The sequence below is a fragment of the Floccifex porci genome (genome assembly GCF_009696175.1).
Taxonomy (GTDB): domain Bacteria; phylum Bacillota_I; class Bacilli_A; order Erysipelotrichales; family Erysipelotrichaceae; genus Floccifex; species Floccifex porci.
On sequence record NZ_VUMM01000011.1, the window covers coordinates 14198 to 30037 of the forward strand.

The 15840-nt window shown below is 35.3% G+C and carries 17 protein-coding genes, 1 riboswitch and 1 other annotated feature; of the genes, 15 read left to right on the forward strand and 2 right to left on the reverse strand.

The genetic code is table 11. The features are described 5' to 3' along the window. The first annotated feature begins 95 nt into the window (after positions 1-95). From FYJ50_RS06365 to FYJ50_RS06410, 10 genes are all read left to right on the forward strand, one after another. Entirely contained in the window at positions 96-1310 is a 1215-nt protein-coding gene (locus tag FYJ50_RS06365; protein ID WP_154460251.1) for a M15 family metallopeptidase, read from the forward strand. A 26-nt stretch (positions 1311-1336) separates the two neighbouring features. Further along, entirely contained in the window at positions 1337-2965 is a 1629-nt protein-coding gene (locus FYJ50_RS06370; protein WP_205946456.1) for a putative manganese-dependent inorganic diphosphatase, read from the forward strand. 13 nt (positions 2966-2978) lie between these two features. Beyond that, positions 2979-4010, forward strand: a complete 1032-nt coding sequence (locus FYJ50_RS06375; RefSeq protein WP_154460253.1) for an SPFH domain-containing protein — start codon at positions 2979-2981, stop codon at positions 4008-4010. Then, a complete protein-coding gene (locus FYJ50_RS06380) occupies positions 4007-4984 on the forward strand; it encodes an asparaginase (protein ID WP_154460254.1) in 978 nt (325 codons plus the stop codon). The genes FYJ50_RS06375 and FYJ50_RS06380 overlap by 4 nt, the downstream gene beginning before the upstream one ends. Positions 4985-5025: 41 nt before the next feature. Beyond that, positions 5026-5250 (forward strand) — a binding site (T-box leader). Positions 5251-5294: 44 nt separating this feature from the next. Then, positions 5295-5870 (forward strand): 2-oxoacid:acceptor oxidoreductase family protein, encoded by a 576-nt coding sequence (locus tag FYJ50_RS06385; protein ID WP_154460255.1) that lies wholly within the window; start codon positions 5295-5297, stop codon positions 5868-5870. An 11-nt stretch (positions 5871-5881) separates the two neighbouring features. After that, positions 5882-6184, forward strand: a complete 303-nt coding sequence (locus FYJ50_RS06390) for a 4Fe-4S binding protein (protein WP_154460256.1) — start codon at positions 5882-5884, stop codon at positions 6182-6184. Position 6185: 1 nt separating this feature from the next. Then, complete coding sequence (locus FYJ50_RS06395) at positions 6186-7367, forward strand: pyruvate ferredoxin oxidoreductase (RefSeq protein WP_154460257.1); 1182 nt, start codon at positions 6186-6188, stop codon at positions 7365-7367. Positions 7368-7378: 11 nt separating this feature from the next. Then, positions 7379-8320, forward strand: a complete 942-nt coding sequence (locus FYJ50_RS06400; protein ID WP_154460258.1) for a thiamine pyrophosphate-dependent enzyme — start codon at positions 7379-7381, stop codon at positions 8318-8320. A gap of 43 nt (positions 8321-8363) precedes the next feature. Then, the gene (locus FYJ50_RS06405) at positions 8364-9032 is read left to right on the forward strand and encodes a methyltransferase domain-containing protein (RefSeq protein ID WP_154460259.1); all 669 of its coding nucleotides are present in this window, start codon (positions 8364-8366) and stop codon (positions 9030-9032) included. Next, positions 9022-9702, forward strand: a complete 681-nt coding sequence (locus FYJ50_RS06410) for a 2-phosphosulfolactate phosphatase (protein WP_154460260.1) — start codon at positions 9022-9024, stop codon at positions 9700-9702. The genes FYJ50_RS06405 and FYJ50_RS06410 overlap by 11 nt, the downstream gene beginning before the upstream one ends. 15 nt (positions 9703-9717) lie before the next feature. Here FYJ50_RS06410 and FYJ50_RS06415 read toward each other — a convergent pair whose 3' ends face one another. Then, complete coding sequence (locus FYJ50_RS06415; protein ID WP_154460261.1) at positions 9718-10161, reverse strand: HD domain-containing protein; 444 nt, start codon at positions 10159-10161, stop codon at positions 9718-9720. Further along, the gene (locus FYJ50_RS06420; protein WP_154460262.1) at positions 10161-11321 is read right to left on the reverse strand and encodes an iron-containing alcohol dehydrogenase; all 1161 of its coding nucleotides are present in this window, start codon (positions 11319-11321) and stop codon (positions 10161-10163) included. Before FYJ50_RS06420 ends, FYJ50_RS06415 begins: the two co-directional genes overlap by 1 nt. A gap of 83 nt (positions 11322-11404) precedes the next feature. Between FYJ50_RS06420 and FYJ50_RS06425 the strand changes: the two genes are divergently transcribed. The 5 genes from FYJ50_RS06425 (at position 11405) to FYJ50_RS06445 (ending at position 15839) form a co-directional block, all read left to right on the forward strand. After that, positions 11405-12328: a DMT family transporter gene (locus FYJ50_RS06425; protein WP_154460264.1), complete on the forward strand. Its 924-nt coding sequence runs from the start codon at positions 11405-11407 to the stop codon at positions 12326-12328. A 192-nt stretch (positions 12329-12520) separates the two neighbouring features. Continuing rightward, positions 12521-12616, forward strand: a riboswitch (TPP riboswitch). A 42-nt stretch (positions 12617-12658) separates the two neighbouring features. Next, the gene (locus FYJ50_RS06430; RefSeq protein WP_154460266.1) at positions 12659-13420 is read left to right on the forward strand and encodes an ABC transporter permease; all 762 of its coding nucleotides are present in this window, start codon (positions 12659-12661) and stop codon (positions 13418-13420) included. Continuing rightward, positions 13417-14421 (forward strand): ABC transporter substrate-binding protein, encoded by a 1005-nt coding sequence (locus FYJ50_RS06435; RefSeq protein ID WP_154460268.1) that lies wholly within the window; start codon positions 13417-13419, stop codon positions 14419-14421. The genes FYJ50_RS06430 and FYJ50_RS06435 overlap by 4 nt, the downstream gene beginning before the upstream one ends. A gap of 7 nt (positions 14422-14428) precedes the next feature. Then, the gene (locus FYJ50_RS06440) at positions 14429-15163 is read left to right on the forward strand and encodes an ABC transporter ATP-binding protein (RefSeq protein ID WP_154460270.1); all 735 of its coding nucleotides are present in this window, start codon (positions 14429-14431) and stop codon (positions 15161-15163) included. Continuing rightward, positions 15156-15839, forward strand: coding sequence for a TatD family hydrolase (locus tag FYJ50_RS06445; protein WP_154460272.1), 684 nt, complete (start codon positions 15156-15158; stop codon positions 15837-15839). The genes FYJ50_RS06440 and FYJ50_RS06445 overlap by 8 nt, the downstream gene beginning before the upstream one ends. Position 15840: the final 1 nt, after the last annotated feature.

Consider the following 15840-nt stretch of genomic DNA (forward strand, 5'->3'; position numbering starts at 1 on the left):
TATTCCTTTAATATATAATAAAATTATAGTATCAAACTCTAATAAATTTTCAAGAGAATGTGTATCTTTTATGATACAATAATTCTGAGGTATGTATGGCAAAGAAAAGAAAGAAGAAAAAAGTAAAAAGAAATTATACCCGGTTAAAACGAATGTTGTTCGGGTTAATTGTGATTGCGGTTTTTATAAATATTTTTATATTTAAGAAAACAAGCATTGATCTGTATAGAAAAGGATATTCTTCAGAAGAAAGAAAAATATTATTGGATTGTACAGAAGAAGAAATTTTAGAATATTTATCTCTGGATGAAAAAATTGATTTAGAGAAATGGAATGAATATTCCAATTCACATCATTATTATGATTATGAATTGTATCAAAGAGCCAATACAGAATTAACAGAAATGACAGTAATTAAAAATGTGGATCGACTTTATGAAATTTATGAAGAACTGGTTAATTTAGGTTATTCCAGAGACTATTGTCGAAAACATTATTCGGATTACCGCATTGAAGATTTTGAAGTATTTGCGAAAAATCAGATTGATTATGATACCGCAAAACAATATTTAAAAGTAAATGGAGCCGTTATTGATGATCTGCCTCAATATGTGAACAGTGGATCCAGTGCAATCAAAGCGGTTATGAAATATTCCTATGGATTTATCGATTCATCTGTGGATTGTTCGGATATTTATCAGATTGATCCAGAAGATAGTTTGACGGCAATTGTGAAAGATCGTTTTGTACTGTCAAAAAATTATAAACCAGAAAATCTTGTGAAAGTGGATGTATCCAGAACAGAAGACTGTACAAATTATAAACTGGTGGAAGAAGCAGCCATTGCCTTAGAAGATATGGTCAGTGATGCCAAAGAGAAAGATCTGGAAATTGTGTTGACCAGTGGATATGAATCGTATTCTTACCAGAAAAAACAATATGATGAATATGCCAATATTTATGGAACGTGGGCTGCATCTGTATATCTGATTGAACCAGGAATCAATGAACACCAGTTGGGAACTTGTGTGGATCTGGAAAGCCAGAAAGTACTGGATGGGGAAGAATTGGTTTTTGAAGATACAAATGAGTATGCATGGCTGGTAAAACATGCATATGAGTATGGATTTATTCTTCGTTATCCTGAAAATCAGGAAGATGTGACAGGAACTGCTTATAAACCTTGTCATTTTCGATATGTAGGGAAAGAAGCTGCCAAAGAAATCAAAGAAAATGGATGGACTTTAGAAGAATATGTACTGGCACATGGTTTGGATTATTCAATGAAAAAGTTAGAAGATGCAGGCTAGACTGTATCTTTTTTTGGAGGATTTTAATGGAAAAAATATATGTTTGTGGACATCGGCATCCGGATACCGATTCCATTGTTTCATCCATTGCGTATAGTTATCTAAAACAGCAGACGGATGAATATGCGATTGCCTGTCGATTGGGACCTTGTAATGAAGAAACGAAATATTTATTAAATCGGTTTGATTTTGATGAACCGATTTTACTGGAAGATGCCAGAGTTCGGTTATCGGAAATTTCTTTAGAACCAGCAATTTCAGTACACAAAGATGAAACAATTTTTGAAACATTGGCTAAAATGAAACAGCACAATCAGCCTTTTATCAGTGTTGTGAATCACCAGAATAAAGTTACTGGAATGATTACACGAAACGATTTAGCGGATATTGGTTTAGGGGATACCGCTTTTGGCATTGATTTATTAAAAAATGTTTCACTGGATAATATATGTAAAACTTTACAGGGAAAAATTATTGTTCGAGACGATCAGATGAAATTAAATGGAAAAGTCAGTATTGTGGCTTTATCTAAGCGATTGAGTGCGGATTATGAAGTTAAAAATCGTATTGTGATTATTGGAGATGATCCCATTTCTCAGAAACATCTGATTCAAAAAGGTGCAGGTTTATTAATTATAGTATGGGCCAATTCCGTAGAAGAAGATGTAATAGAACTGGCAAAGGAATATCATTGTCCAATATTAATTTCTGGATATGGAAGTATGAATACTTCACGTTATTTATTCTTTTCTCCAGAAATTCAGACTGTTATGAAAGAAAATGTGATGTGCTTTTATGAAGATGAATTTCTGGAAGATGTCGCAAAGAAGATGAGCAAAAAAAGATATCGTGCTTATCCAGTCATTGACAGTGAAAATTATTTAACGGGATATATATTAAAAGATCATGCGATGAGTTATAAGAATAAATCCATTATTCTTGTGGATCATAATGAGTTTTCTCAATCGGTTCCTTATATTGAAAGAGCAACGGTATTAGAAGTGATCGATCATCATCGAATTTATGATTTTTATAGTAAAGAACCCATTTTATTTCGAAATGAAATTGTAGGAAGCAGTTCAACAATTATTGCCTCACTATTTAAAGAAAAAAATGTAAACATACCGAAAAAATTGGCAGGTTTAATGTTGGGAGCCATTATATCGGATACTTTGAATTTTCAGTCTCCTACAACTACTCAAAAAGATTTGGATATGGCTGAAATGTTAGAAGAGATTTCACAATTAAATATGGATGAATTTGCGTATGATATATTGTTTATCAATTCGGAATCGGAAACAAAAAGTGTATCAGATTTTTTAAAAGAAGATGTAAAATCATTTGATATTGAAGGCTATAAAGTGATTATTGCTCAGGCAGTGATTCCTTCTTTTGAAAGATTAAATATTATTAAAGAATCCATTCATGATGAACTGATTCGATATGTCAGAAAAAAGAATTGTGATCTGGTTTGTCTGGTGTTTACCAGTATAGCGGAAAATGGATCGTATTTCTATAATGAAGGAAAAATTGCGGAATGGATTGAAAATGAATTTCCACTTGTGAATGGGCAGCCTCCTTATATGGAAAAAATCATTTCCAGAAAAAAACAGATCGTACCGATCATTACGCAAATCATTCAAAAAAATGTATAGAAAGGATTGAATTATGTTTTTCTTTATATTAAAAACTTTATTCTTTATTTTACTGATTTCCATTCTGGTCAGTGCCATTCGTATTGTTCCTCAAGGAAGCTGTTATATTGTAGAGTTTCTGGGAAAATACAAAGAAACGTGGCAGGCTGGAATTCATGTACTGATTCCATTTTTATCCAGAGTGGCTCGTAAAGTATCTTTAAAAGAACAGGTGGCGGATTTTCCACCGCAATCGGTTATCACCAAAGACAATGTTACGATGGAAATTGATACGGTTGTCTATTATAAAGTCTTTGATGCGGCTTTATTTACATATGGAGTAGAACAGCCTGTTCTGGCATTAGAAAATTTAACGGCTACAACGTTAAGAAATATCATAGGGGATCTGGAGCTGGATCAGACATTGACATCTCGAGATAAAGTGAATACCGAAATGAAAATCATCATTGATGAAGCAACCGATGCCTGGGGAATTCGAGTCAATCGAGTGGAATTAAAGAATATCATTCCTCCTAGAGAAATACGAGATGCGATGGAAAAACAGATGAAAGCCGAACGTGAAAAAAGACAGACAATTTTAGAAGCCCAGGCCCATAAAGAAAGTTCCATCACCAGAGCGCAGGGAGATAAAGAAGCTTTGATCATACGAGCTCAGGCAGACAAAGAAGCTCGTATTGCCAAAGCCAGTGGAGAGGCAGAGGCAATCCGTCTGGTTTATGAAGCCCAGGCAAAGGGGCTGGAATTGTTGAAAGAGGCCCATGTGGATGCCAATGTATTGACATTAAAAAAATTAGAGGCTTTAAAAGAATTGGGCGATGGAAGAGCCACAAAAATTATTGTTCCGACCGATCTGGCACAATCAGCCAGTGATTTAAGTTATATTTCGGAAATGTTAGGAATGCCTTCCAGCAAGGAAGTGGATATTGAAGAAAAGATAAAGAAAGTAGAAGTGAAAGAAGATGCATGCTGTGATAGTGATGAAAGAAGTCCCATCACAAAGGAGGTAAAAGGGAATTTACCTCCTTTACCGGGGGAAAACGAATGAAAAATATAGTCATTATCGCAACTGGAGGAACCATTGCAGGAAAAGGACAGAATGGAAAAACAGTGGTTTACCGGGCAGGAGAAATCGATATGCAGGAAATACTGGAATCGCTTCCTGAAATCAATAAGCTTGCTCATTTAAAAGCCATTCAGTTGTATAATATTGATTCCAATGAAATGGATGAACAGAAGTGGATGACTTTATCCAACCTGATCAATACTTTAGTTTTAGAAGAAGATGTGGATGGCATTGTGGTAACCCATGGAACGGATTGCATTGAAGAAACGTCTTATTATCTAACATTAACGATCAATACCAATAAGCCGGTAGTTCTAACTGGTGCTATGAGACCAGCAACAGCTACCAGTGCCGATGGACCTTTTAATTTATACCAGGCAGTTTCTTTAGCCTGTCATAATGAAGCTTATGGAAAAGGTGTTATGGTTTTGTTTTCTAATACCATTTATTCGGGTAGAGATGTACAGAAAGTCAATAATTTTAAGGTTGATGCCTTTGGCCAGAAAACATTTGGATGTTTAGGCTATATGCAGGATGAAAAAGCATATTTTTTCTCTGATACGTTTAAAAAACATACCGTACAGTCTTTATTTGCTGGAAACTATAGTTCTCTTCCTAAAGTATCCATTGCCTTATTCTATGCAGGAGCTACAGAAGACATCCTGTATCATCTGGCAGAAGAAAATGAAGGAATTGTACTGGTTGGTTCAGGATCTGGAAACTATAATGAAAGATGGAAAAGGGCAATTGAGGATTTATCTAAGGAAGGTATTATATTTGTACGTTCTTCCAGAGTACAGGAAGGAATCGTTTTTGACGATGATATCTTTGATCCCAATCATTACTGTATTCCATCCAACACATTAAGTGGGCAAAAGGCACGAGTGTTATTGATGCTGGCTTTGAAAAAAACGAAAAATCGAGAACAGATACGACAAATTTTTAATTTATATTAAAATTTCATTTGATTTTTATTAAAAAAAGCGTTAGTATTCTATCAAACACGAAGAACAGGACTGTGAATTTCAACCGATTTTTAAGAAGCGAGCTATGTTTGGTGAAAGGTAGCAGAAATTCGAGATTCAGTATCACCTGTGAGTGGCTTGGATGAAAGAAGAGTAATTCAAGACGGCATTCCCGTTAAAAGATAAGATATTGTTGGATATCTGAGTGTGAGGAATCTCGAAGAAGAGTGGTACCGCGGATTATATTCGTCTCTTTGTTTATACAAAGAGACTTTTTTTTATTTATTACAGGAGGAGAAATATGAACCAGACACTTGAAATTAGATGGCATGGTCGTGGTGGACAAGGTGCGAAAACTGCGGCTCTATTGTTGGCGGATGTGGCTTTTAAAACTGGAAAATATGTACAGGGATTTCCTGAATATGGTCCAGAAAGAATGGGAGCTCCCATTACTGCATACAATCGAATCAGTAATAATGTGATTCGCGTTCATTCTAATATATATACACCCGATTTAGTGGTTGTTGTAGATGAAACGTTACTGGATGCGGTAAATGTAACCGCTGGATTAAAAGAAAATGGCTCTATTATTGTGAATACAGATAAAGACAAAGAAGAAATCCTTCCAAAATTAAAAGGATACAAAGGAAATGTATATACAGTCGATGCTCGTAAAATTTCAGTGGATGCATTAGGTAAATATTTTCCCAATTCACCAATGTTAGCGGCAGCCGTAGCGGTAAGTAAAGTAATGGATAAAGATACTTTTATCAATGAAATGAGAGCATCTTATCAGCATAAATTTGCGAAAAAACCAGAGGTCATTGATGGAAATATGAAAGCTTTGACAATGACATTTGAAGCATTGGGATTATAAGGAGGAACGCTATGAGATCAGATGTAAATAAAATCAATGAACAGACACCTTATCAGGATTTAACAGAAGGACTTCAAATGTTTGCCAGTGCGACTTCTGTTGAATTCAATACAGGAGAATGGAGAACGGATACACCAGTTTATTTAAAAGATAAATGTAAACAGTGTTTATTATGTGTACCAACTTGTCCAGATTCAAGTATTCCGGTTGTGAATAAAAAACGTTTGGATTTTGATTATGACCACTGTAAAGGATGTGGAATTTGTGCAAAAAACTGTCCTTTTGGAGCTATTGTTATGAGGGAGGGAAGATAATATGGCAAGAAAAGATCGAATGTCTGGAAATGAAGCAACGGCTTATGCGATTCGTCAGGTGAATCCAGATGTTATGCCGGCTTTTCCAATCACTCCTTCTACGGAAATTCCACAAATGGTTTCCAACTATATTGCCAATGGACAGATGGACACCGAATTTATTCCTGTTGAAAGTGAACATTCCAGTATGTCAGCTACCATTGGAGCCCAGGCAGCCGGAGCTCGCAGTTTAACCGCAACATCTTCCGCGGGTCTGGCTTTGATGTGGGAAGAATTGTTGCTGGCAGCCAGCAACCGTATGCCTTGTGTACTGACACTGGTAAACCGTACCTTATCAGGTCCAATCAATATCAACTGCGATCATACCGATGGTATGGGAGCTCGTGATACAGGATGGATTCAGATTTATGCGGAAAACAATCAGGAAGCATATGACAATTTCATTATGGCTTATCCAATTGCGGAAAATAAAGAAGTACGATTACCGGTTATGGTATGTCAGGATGGATTTATTACCAGTCATGCGGTAGAAAATATTGAATTGCTGGAAGATGAGCAGGTTAAAAATTTTGTAGGAGAATATGAACCAGAAGAATATTTATTAAATCCGGGTAAACCAATTGCGGTAGGACCTTATGCGATTTCAAATTATGTAATGGAAGCTCGTAAAGCACAGGAAATGGCTCTGGAAAAATCCAAAGAAGTGATTTTACAGGTAGCTGCAGATTTTGAAAAAATGGCAGGACGTCATTATGGTTTATTTGAAGAATATCGCTGTGAAGATGCCGACTATATTATGATGATCATGGGATCGGCTGCAGGAACGGCAAAAGAAGCTGTGGATGCCTTAAGAGAACAGGGAAAAAAAGTAGGAATCTTAAAACTTCGTGTATTCCGTCCTTTCCCGGCAAAAGAAATCGCAATGGCATTGAAGAATTGTAAAGCGGCTGCCATTATGGATCGTTGTGAAAGCTACAATACAAATGGAGGTCCTTTGGCAAGTGAAGTCAATGCGGCTTTATTCAGAAATAAAGTGATGATTGAAACGGTAAATTATGTCTATGGATTAGGAGGACGTGATTTTACAGTAAATCATGTATTTGATGTATTTAATGAATTGGAACAGCTGATTGAAAATGGAATTGAACCAGAACAGTATCAGTACATTGGACTGCGTAAATAGGAGGAAGAATCATGGCAAAATACAATTTTAAAGAAACCGTATCAAAACCCGATCGTTTGGCTCCTGGTCATCGTATGTGTGCTGGTTGTGGGGCAACCATTGGAGTCAGAGCGGTATTAAGAGGACTGCATGAAGGAGATCATGCGGTCATTGGAAATGCGACAGGATGTCTGGAAGTTTCTTCCTTTACGTATCCTTATACCGCATGGACAGACAGTTATATCCACAATGCGTTTGAAAATGCAGGAGCTACTTTAAGTGGAGTGGAAACGGCTTATAAGGCATTGAAGAAACGTGGAAAAATAGCAGAAGATGTAAACTATAAATTCATTACTTTTGGTGGAGATGGAGGAACGTATGATATTGGTTTCCAGTCTTTGTCAGGAGCCATGGAAAGAGGACACGATCTGACCTATGTATGTTACGACAATGGAGCGTATATGAATACAGGGATTCAGCGTTCCAGTGCCACTCCTAAATATGCCGATACTACAACTACACCGGTTGGATCCCAGTCCAATGGTAAGATGCAAAGCCGTAAAGATCTGGCTTCTATTATTGCCGATCACAATGTAGCTTATGTGGCACAAACGACATTAACACGTGATTTTAAAGACATTCATACAAAATCAGAAAAAGCTATTTATACACCAGGCGCTTCTTTTCTGAATGTATTGACACCATGTCCAAGAGGATGGCGTTATGATGCCAGCGATGTAATGGAAATTTGCCGTTTAGCAGTTGAAACGTGTTACTGGCCACTGTTTGAAGTGGATCATGGGCAATGGCATTTAAACTATATGCCAAAAGAAAAACTTCCAATTGAAGAATTTTTAAAAACACAAGGACGTTTTAAACATTTGTTCAAACCAGGAAATGAACACCTGATTCAGGAAATCCAGGAAGAAGTGGATCGCAGATGGGAAGATCTGCTTTATAAATGCAATCGATAGTTCTCATCTTTGAGAACTTTTTTCTTTATGATATACTCTGAATATGAGAAAAGATTATTTAAAATATACCGATATAGAACTTTATCAGGACGAAGACATGTTTAAATACAATTCCGATACTACGGCTTTAGGAATGAGTCTGGAGCCTATGAAAAATCGCAGTGTTCTGGATATGGGATGCAACAATGGTTCTTTATTATTGTATGCCTATTTAAAAGGAGCTACACAGTTTATCGGATGTGATATTTTTCAGAAAGCACTGGACTTAGCAAAGCTGAATTTAGAAAAATACACGGATAATATTGAACTGCATTGCTGCAGAGTACAGGATCTTGAAATTGATCCAGTGGATGTGGTAATCTGCAATCCACCTTATTTTAAAATGACAAGAGATATAAAAGAAAATGAATATTATAAAAGAGCAATGTTTGAAGAATCGATGCCATTGGAAGATATGTTTAAATGTTTTCGTAAATTCTGTAAAGACAATGGAGTGGTCTATACATTATATCCAGCCAATCGATTTATGGAATTTTATCAGATGGCCATACAATATAAAATGAAATTTATGTCTTTACGTTTTGTCTATGATAAAAAGAAAAAATTTGCGCTTCGTTTTATTGTGAAAATGAAAATAGGACCGATGAAAGATATTAATATATTAAAACCAGTTTATATAGATGCAGGGGATGTGATTTTTGATGAAGATTAATATTTTACAATTATTACAGGGAGCCAAAAAGGCAACAGGAATCGTAGTAATCATTGATGTATTTCGTGCTTTTAGCTTAGAAGCTTATTTGATCCATCAAAACGCAAAAGAAATCATTCCAGTTGGAAAAAAAGAAATTGCGTATGAATATAAAGAAAAAGATCCTTCTATTGTACTGATTGGAGAACGACATGGTATAAAATTACCGGGTTTTGATTTTGGAAATTCTCCCAGTGAAATACAGGGGATTTCTTTTAAAAATAAAACCATTGTACATACCACCAGTGCTGGAACACAGGGTTTGACCAATGCGATTCATGCGGATGAGATTTTAACAGGAAGTTTTGTGAATGCCAAAGCGATTGCACAATATATTAAGACAAAAAATCCAGAAGAAGTATCTTTGGTCTGTATGGGATGGGAAGGAAAAGAATCAACCGAAGAAGATACAATGTGTGCGGAATATATCAAAAGTCTACTGGAAGAAAAACCCTATACAATTGATACAGATTTATTAAAAAGAACAAGTGGAGCTAAATTTTTTGATGTGAAACAGAATGAAATCTTTCCACAACAGGATTTTTATTTATGTGTAGATACAGACAGATTTCCATTTGTATTAAAATATGAAAAAGGAAAAATTCAAAAAATAGAGGTAGTTACGAAATAACCATCGTAACTACCTCTATTTTCTTAATATTGTTTCTTTTGAAGCACAAATTTTATCAGCTATACATAAGACCCAGCTTTCTTTATATTTGGGTGGAATGGGAATTAATGGAAACATATGTTTTACAATCATATCTTCTAAAACAGGATCCAGTTCATATTCTTTTCGGGCATTTTCTAAAGCAAAATAAGGATGTCTAAATCCATGCAGACGATGGCTTTTATCTTTTACATGCCAGTCATATAGAAAATAATCATGTAATAAAGCACCACGAATCAATCGTCTTTCATTTAATTTTAAATGCAGAAATTCATTAATCGTTAAACACATCAAAGCAACTGCTAATGAATGTTCAAAAACAGTTCTTTTTCCATGTTGAAGACATTGTTTTTGAATCTGTATGGATTTAGAATCTAAAATATCTTTACCATAGTATCTGATTTTTTCTTTTTTTGTCATTAAAACGCCCTGTTAAATATTTCTACAATATCTTTTTGCGTTAATGGAACAAAACTTCCAGCACATTTTGAAGCAGCTTTTTTAGCCATAATTTCAAAATTGTCTTTTTCACAAATTCCTACTTCCCGTAAAGTTTTAGGAAGTTTCATTGTATCAAAGAAGAATTGTTTTAATGCCTGAATACCTTTCTGAGCAGCTTTTAGATCATCCAATTCCTGAATCATAAATACATTGCGGGCCATCTGGGCAAAACGAGAAGCGGTTTTTTCATTTAAAACATATTCCATCCAGACAGGAGTCAAAATGGCAAGACCCTGTCCATGCGTGATATCATAAAAAGCCGATAATTCATGTTCCATAGGATGGATGCACCATTTGACTTCACAGCCACATTTGATGGTTCCATTGATTGCAAAGCTGGAACACCACATTAAACTGGCACGAGCATCGTAATTGTCAGGTTCTTTTAATGCGATTGGACCATATTTGATGCAGCATCGTAAAATGGATTCACTGAATCCAGCCTGCATTTCACTTCCGGAAACATTGTTGAAATAGTTTTCAAGTGTATGAGACATCATATCAGCCACTCCAGCAGAAGTCTGTTTAGCGGGAACGCTGAAAGTATAAGTTGGATCTAAAATGGACATGGTTGGATTTAAACAGGGAGCACGAGTTCCCAGTTTTTCATTTAAGGTAAGATCACTGATTACCGCAAAAGGATCCATTTCTGAACCTGTGGCAGATAATGTCAGTACGACATAAACTGGTAATGCACCTTTAATTTTTTCTGGATGAATGACAAGATCCCAGGCATCCTGTTCATACAGACTGGCTGCAGCAATGACTTTAGAACAGTCAATAGTACTACCTCCACCAATTGCTAAAACCATATCAATCTGATTGTCTTTGCAGATTTGAACTCCTTTACGAACCGTTTCAATTCGTGGATTGGGTTCGACTCCTGACAATTCAAAGACTTTGATTTGATTGTCTTTTAATATTTCAAGAGCCTGATCATAAATTCCGGCTCTTTTAATGCTTCCAGAACCATATACAAGCAATACTTTATTTCCGTTTTCTTTTAATTCATTTAAATGTTTAATTTGACCTTTTCCAAAATGTATTTTGGTAGGAATGGAATATGTAAAGTTATTCATAATTAACCTCCTCAATTATTATAATACTTTTTGTTCAGAAAAATCATTTGATTTTCATTTTAAATTTACCTATAATCGTGATTATGAGCAAACAAATTCGTAATTCATTTTTATTAACATTTGCCGCTTTGCTTTGGGGAATCAGTTTTGTGTTTCAAAGTGAAGGAGGAGATGCGATAGGTCCCTATTCTTTTAACAGCATTCGTTGTTTTATTGGAACTGCAGTATTGATTCCTGTGATTTTTTTACTGGATCGAATGGGTTTATCCAGAAAACCAGAAACAAAACAAGATTATAAGACATTGATAACTGGAGGAATCTGTTCAGGATCTTTGATCTTTGTCGCAACCAACCTTCAGCAGTTAGGTTTATATTTTGGAACCCCTTCTTCAAAAGCTGGCTTTCTAACAGCCTGTTACATTGTACTGGTACCTGTATTTGGTCTGTTTCTGAAGAAAAAATGTGGAATCAATATCTGGATCAGTGTATTGCTGGCAGTACTGGGTCTATATTTTTTATGCATTCATGGAGAATTTAAAATTGAATTCTATGACATTCTGACAATTATCTGTGCTCCAGTATTTGCACTTCAGATACTGGTTATTGATTATTTTTCTCCAAAAGTGGATGGTGTCCGGTTGTCCTGCATACAGTTTTTTGTCTGTGGACTATTAACAGCCATTCCTATGATTTTTAAAGAAATCGATTCACAATGGATTTACCAGTTTAATCTTTCTGCCTGGGGTTCTCTTTTATATGCGGGAGTCTGTTCCTGTGGGATTGCCTATACACTACAGATCATTGGACAAAGAGATCTGAATCCAACAATTGCCTCATTGATCATGTCTCTGGAATCGGTATTTTGCGTTCTGGCTTCCTGGATATTACTGGGACAGAAATTAACACAAAGAGAAAGCTTAGGCTGTGTTTTGATTTTTATTGCGATCCTTTTAGCACAGCTTCCAAAAGATTTTCTGATCAAACAAAAAATGAAAGTTAAGGCGTGAATTCACGTCTTTTTATTTAGATTTGAATAAATGTAAATTCTGTATTATATACATATTTCTTAAAAAAACAGTTCGATTTTTAATTAAATAATAACGATCAGGAATGGATTGTGAACATTCCATTGTATGCTCTATGTAATTTATGATGTACTCTTATTATTTTTGATGTATAATATCTCTACAAGTGAATATTTGTCATGACAGGGGTGCCTTTGGCTGAGATGGTTTACCAATCCCTTATGACCTGATCTAGTTAATACTAGCGTAGGGAGTCATATCAATACATATATGGCGTCTACCGACGTCTTTTTTTATGAAAGGAGGTACAATTTGAAAACCAAACAAAAAGTTATGATGCCCATTCTTGTATTTATTCTTGTCATTTCAATCTGGGAAATGAGTGTAAGAGCCTTTCATATCAGTTTATATGTTTTACCGGCTCCTTCTAAAATTGTAATGGCAATACTAGATAACTTTGACATTTTATGGATGCATTCAATGGTCACATTAAAAGAAGCCTTGATTGGTTTGGTAATCAGTACACTTCTTGCGATCTGGATTGCCATTGGAATGGATCTTTCAAAAGTGTTTAAAACCAGTATATACCCTTATCTGATTGTGACACAGACCGTTCCCATTATGGTATTAGGACCTCTTTTTTCCATCTGGTTGGGATTTGGTCTGGCCCCAAAAGTATTGATCGTTATTTTCATGTGTTTCTTTCCCGTTGCGATTTCTTTTTGCGATGCGTTAGGACAAGTAGATGAAAAACAGGTGAATCTATTAAAAAGTTTTGGGGCCAGTACATTTCAAATATATAAAATGATCAAAATTCCATCTGGAGCTCTGGGTTTATTTTCAGGATTAAAGGTGGCAGCTACCTACTGTATAGGAGGAGCCATTGTTGGAGAATGGTTATCGAGCAGTGCTGGATTGGGATATTATATGCTGCGAGTAAAGAATGGCTATATGCTGGATAAAGTATTTGCTTGTGTGGTAATGATTATTATCTGGAGTATTTTATTGAATCTTGCGGTAACCTTTATCGAATATATGGTTTTTCCGCATTTAAAGAAAGGAAAAAGAAAATGAAAAAAATTATATCTGCCCTTTTATCAGGGGCAATGGCTTTAACAATGGTTGCCTGTTCCAATAAACAGGATAATTCATCTAACGATTTAACAAAAGTAACTTTAATGCTGGATTATACACCCAATACAAATCATACCGGATTCTATGTAGCTTTAGAAAAAGGATATTATGAAGAAGCTGGTTTAGATGTTGAAATCATTGAACCAGGAGACAATGCGACAACAAGTATGGTTGCCACTGGAAAAGCGGATTTTGGAGTGTCTTATCAGGAAGATGTGACATATGCTTTAACAGCACAAGAAGCTTTACCAATTAAAGCCATCGCAACCATCATTCAACATAACACATCTGGTTTTGTTTCTTTAAAAGATGCCAATATTACTTGTGCTAAAGATTTTGAAGGAAAAACATATGCTGGATGGGGAGCACCAAGTGAAGAAGCAGTCATTCAGGCGGTTATGAAAAAAGAAGGAGCCGACTATTCAAAATTAAGAATTGTTGGTGCTGATGGTTCTGGAATTGGTGGATTGTCAGCTGAAACAGGAGAAGATAAAGTCAATCTTCACTGGGAATTCTATGGATGGGCTGTATTAAGAGCAATCATGGATGGATATGATGTCAATTATTTACCATTAAATGAATTGGATTCACGTCTGGATTACTATACACCTGTTATTATCACAAATGATGATATGATCGAAAACAACAGTGAAATCTGTGAAAAATTCATGGAAGCAACTAAAAAAGGATATGAATATGCGATCGAAAATCCAGATGAATCGGCTGAAATTCTGCATGATAAAGCATTAAGTGATCTAGACTTAGAATTCTTAAAGAAATCACAGGAATATTTAAGTCAGCAATATGCATTGGATGCCGATAGTTGGGGTGTAATGAAAGATGAAGTCTGGGATAACTATACGGATTTTATGTTCGAATATGGATTGATCGATCATAAAATTGAAGCTAGCCAGCAATATACAAACGAATTTTTAGGATAGGAAACATATGAAGCTTTGTGTAGAGAATTTATCAATTTCTTTTGATAAACAGTTAATATTAAATCATATCGATTTTCAGATTCGACAGGGAGAATTTGTGGCTTTGTTAGGGCCAAGCGGATGTGGAAAATCGACTATATTAAATATATTAGCGGGTTTACTTTCAAAAGAAACAGGAATTATTAAAGTAGACAATCAGGAAATTAAAGGATTAAGCGATCATTTTGCTTATATGCCACAAAGTGATTTATTATTGCCATGGAAAACGATACTGGATAATGTGACTTTATATGGACAGATCAATCACGATTCAAAGGCGAAAGAAAACGCATTAAAAGAATTCAAAACATTTGGATTGGATGGATACCAGAATTCTTATCCGGATCAGTTATCGGGTGGTATGAGACAAAGAGCTGCTTTTTTAAGAACCGCTTTATGCAAAGCAGATATTTTATTACTGGATGAACCTTTTGGAGCCCTGGATGTGATTACTCGAAATGATATGCAGGACTGGCTGCTGGATCTAAGAAAACAATACAATCGAACCACTTTACTGGTTACACATGATATAGATGAGGCTTTATTTTTAGCGGATCGGATTTTGATTTTAAGTCATCGTCCGGCTTCGATTCTAAAAGAAATAGATTTATCCAATGTATCAAAAAGTAGAGACTGGCTGTTTGAACAGGGGACTCTAAAAAAAGAAATATTTGAATTATTAAAAGGGGAAAACAATGCATGATGCACATTTTCATATATCCGATGAATTGTTTAAAGACTTTCAATTGTATTCTTTAAAAGGAATCTGTAATATCAGCAGTATTGAAGAATATCATAAAGTACAGAATTATCTGAAACAGTATTCTTTTTGTACAAGCATTGGAATTCATCCATGGAAAGCCGATTCGATTGATTTTAAAGAAATGGAACCTTATTTAAGAAAAGCACAGTTTATTGGAGAAATTGGTCTGGATAATACATGGTGTGATGTAGATACTAAGATTCAGATGGATGTATTTGAAAAACAGCTGAAGCTGGCGAATCAATTAAAAAAACCAGTAATACTTCATATTAAAGGTATGGAAAAAGAAGCTTTACCTTTATTAAAGAAATATGAGAATTGTTATGTATCTCACTGGTATTCCTGTATGGATCATCTGGAAGAGTATGATGAAGTTATTGATTATTTTACCATTGGTCCTTCTGTTGGGAAAGATGAAGCAGTCACTCGGGTCGCAAAGAAAATAGATGCCAGTAAATTATTGATTGAAAGCGATGGAATCAGTGCCATTGAATGGGCGACTGGTTCAAAAGAATACATCCCAACATTGTTTCATTCGATTCAAATGATTCAAGCAATCAAAGGAAAAGAAATTGATTTTGATTTAAATTTTGAACAGTTATTGAAAAGAGCGTAAG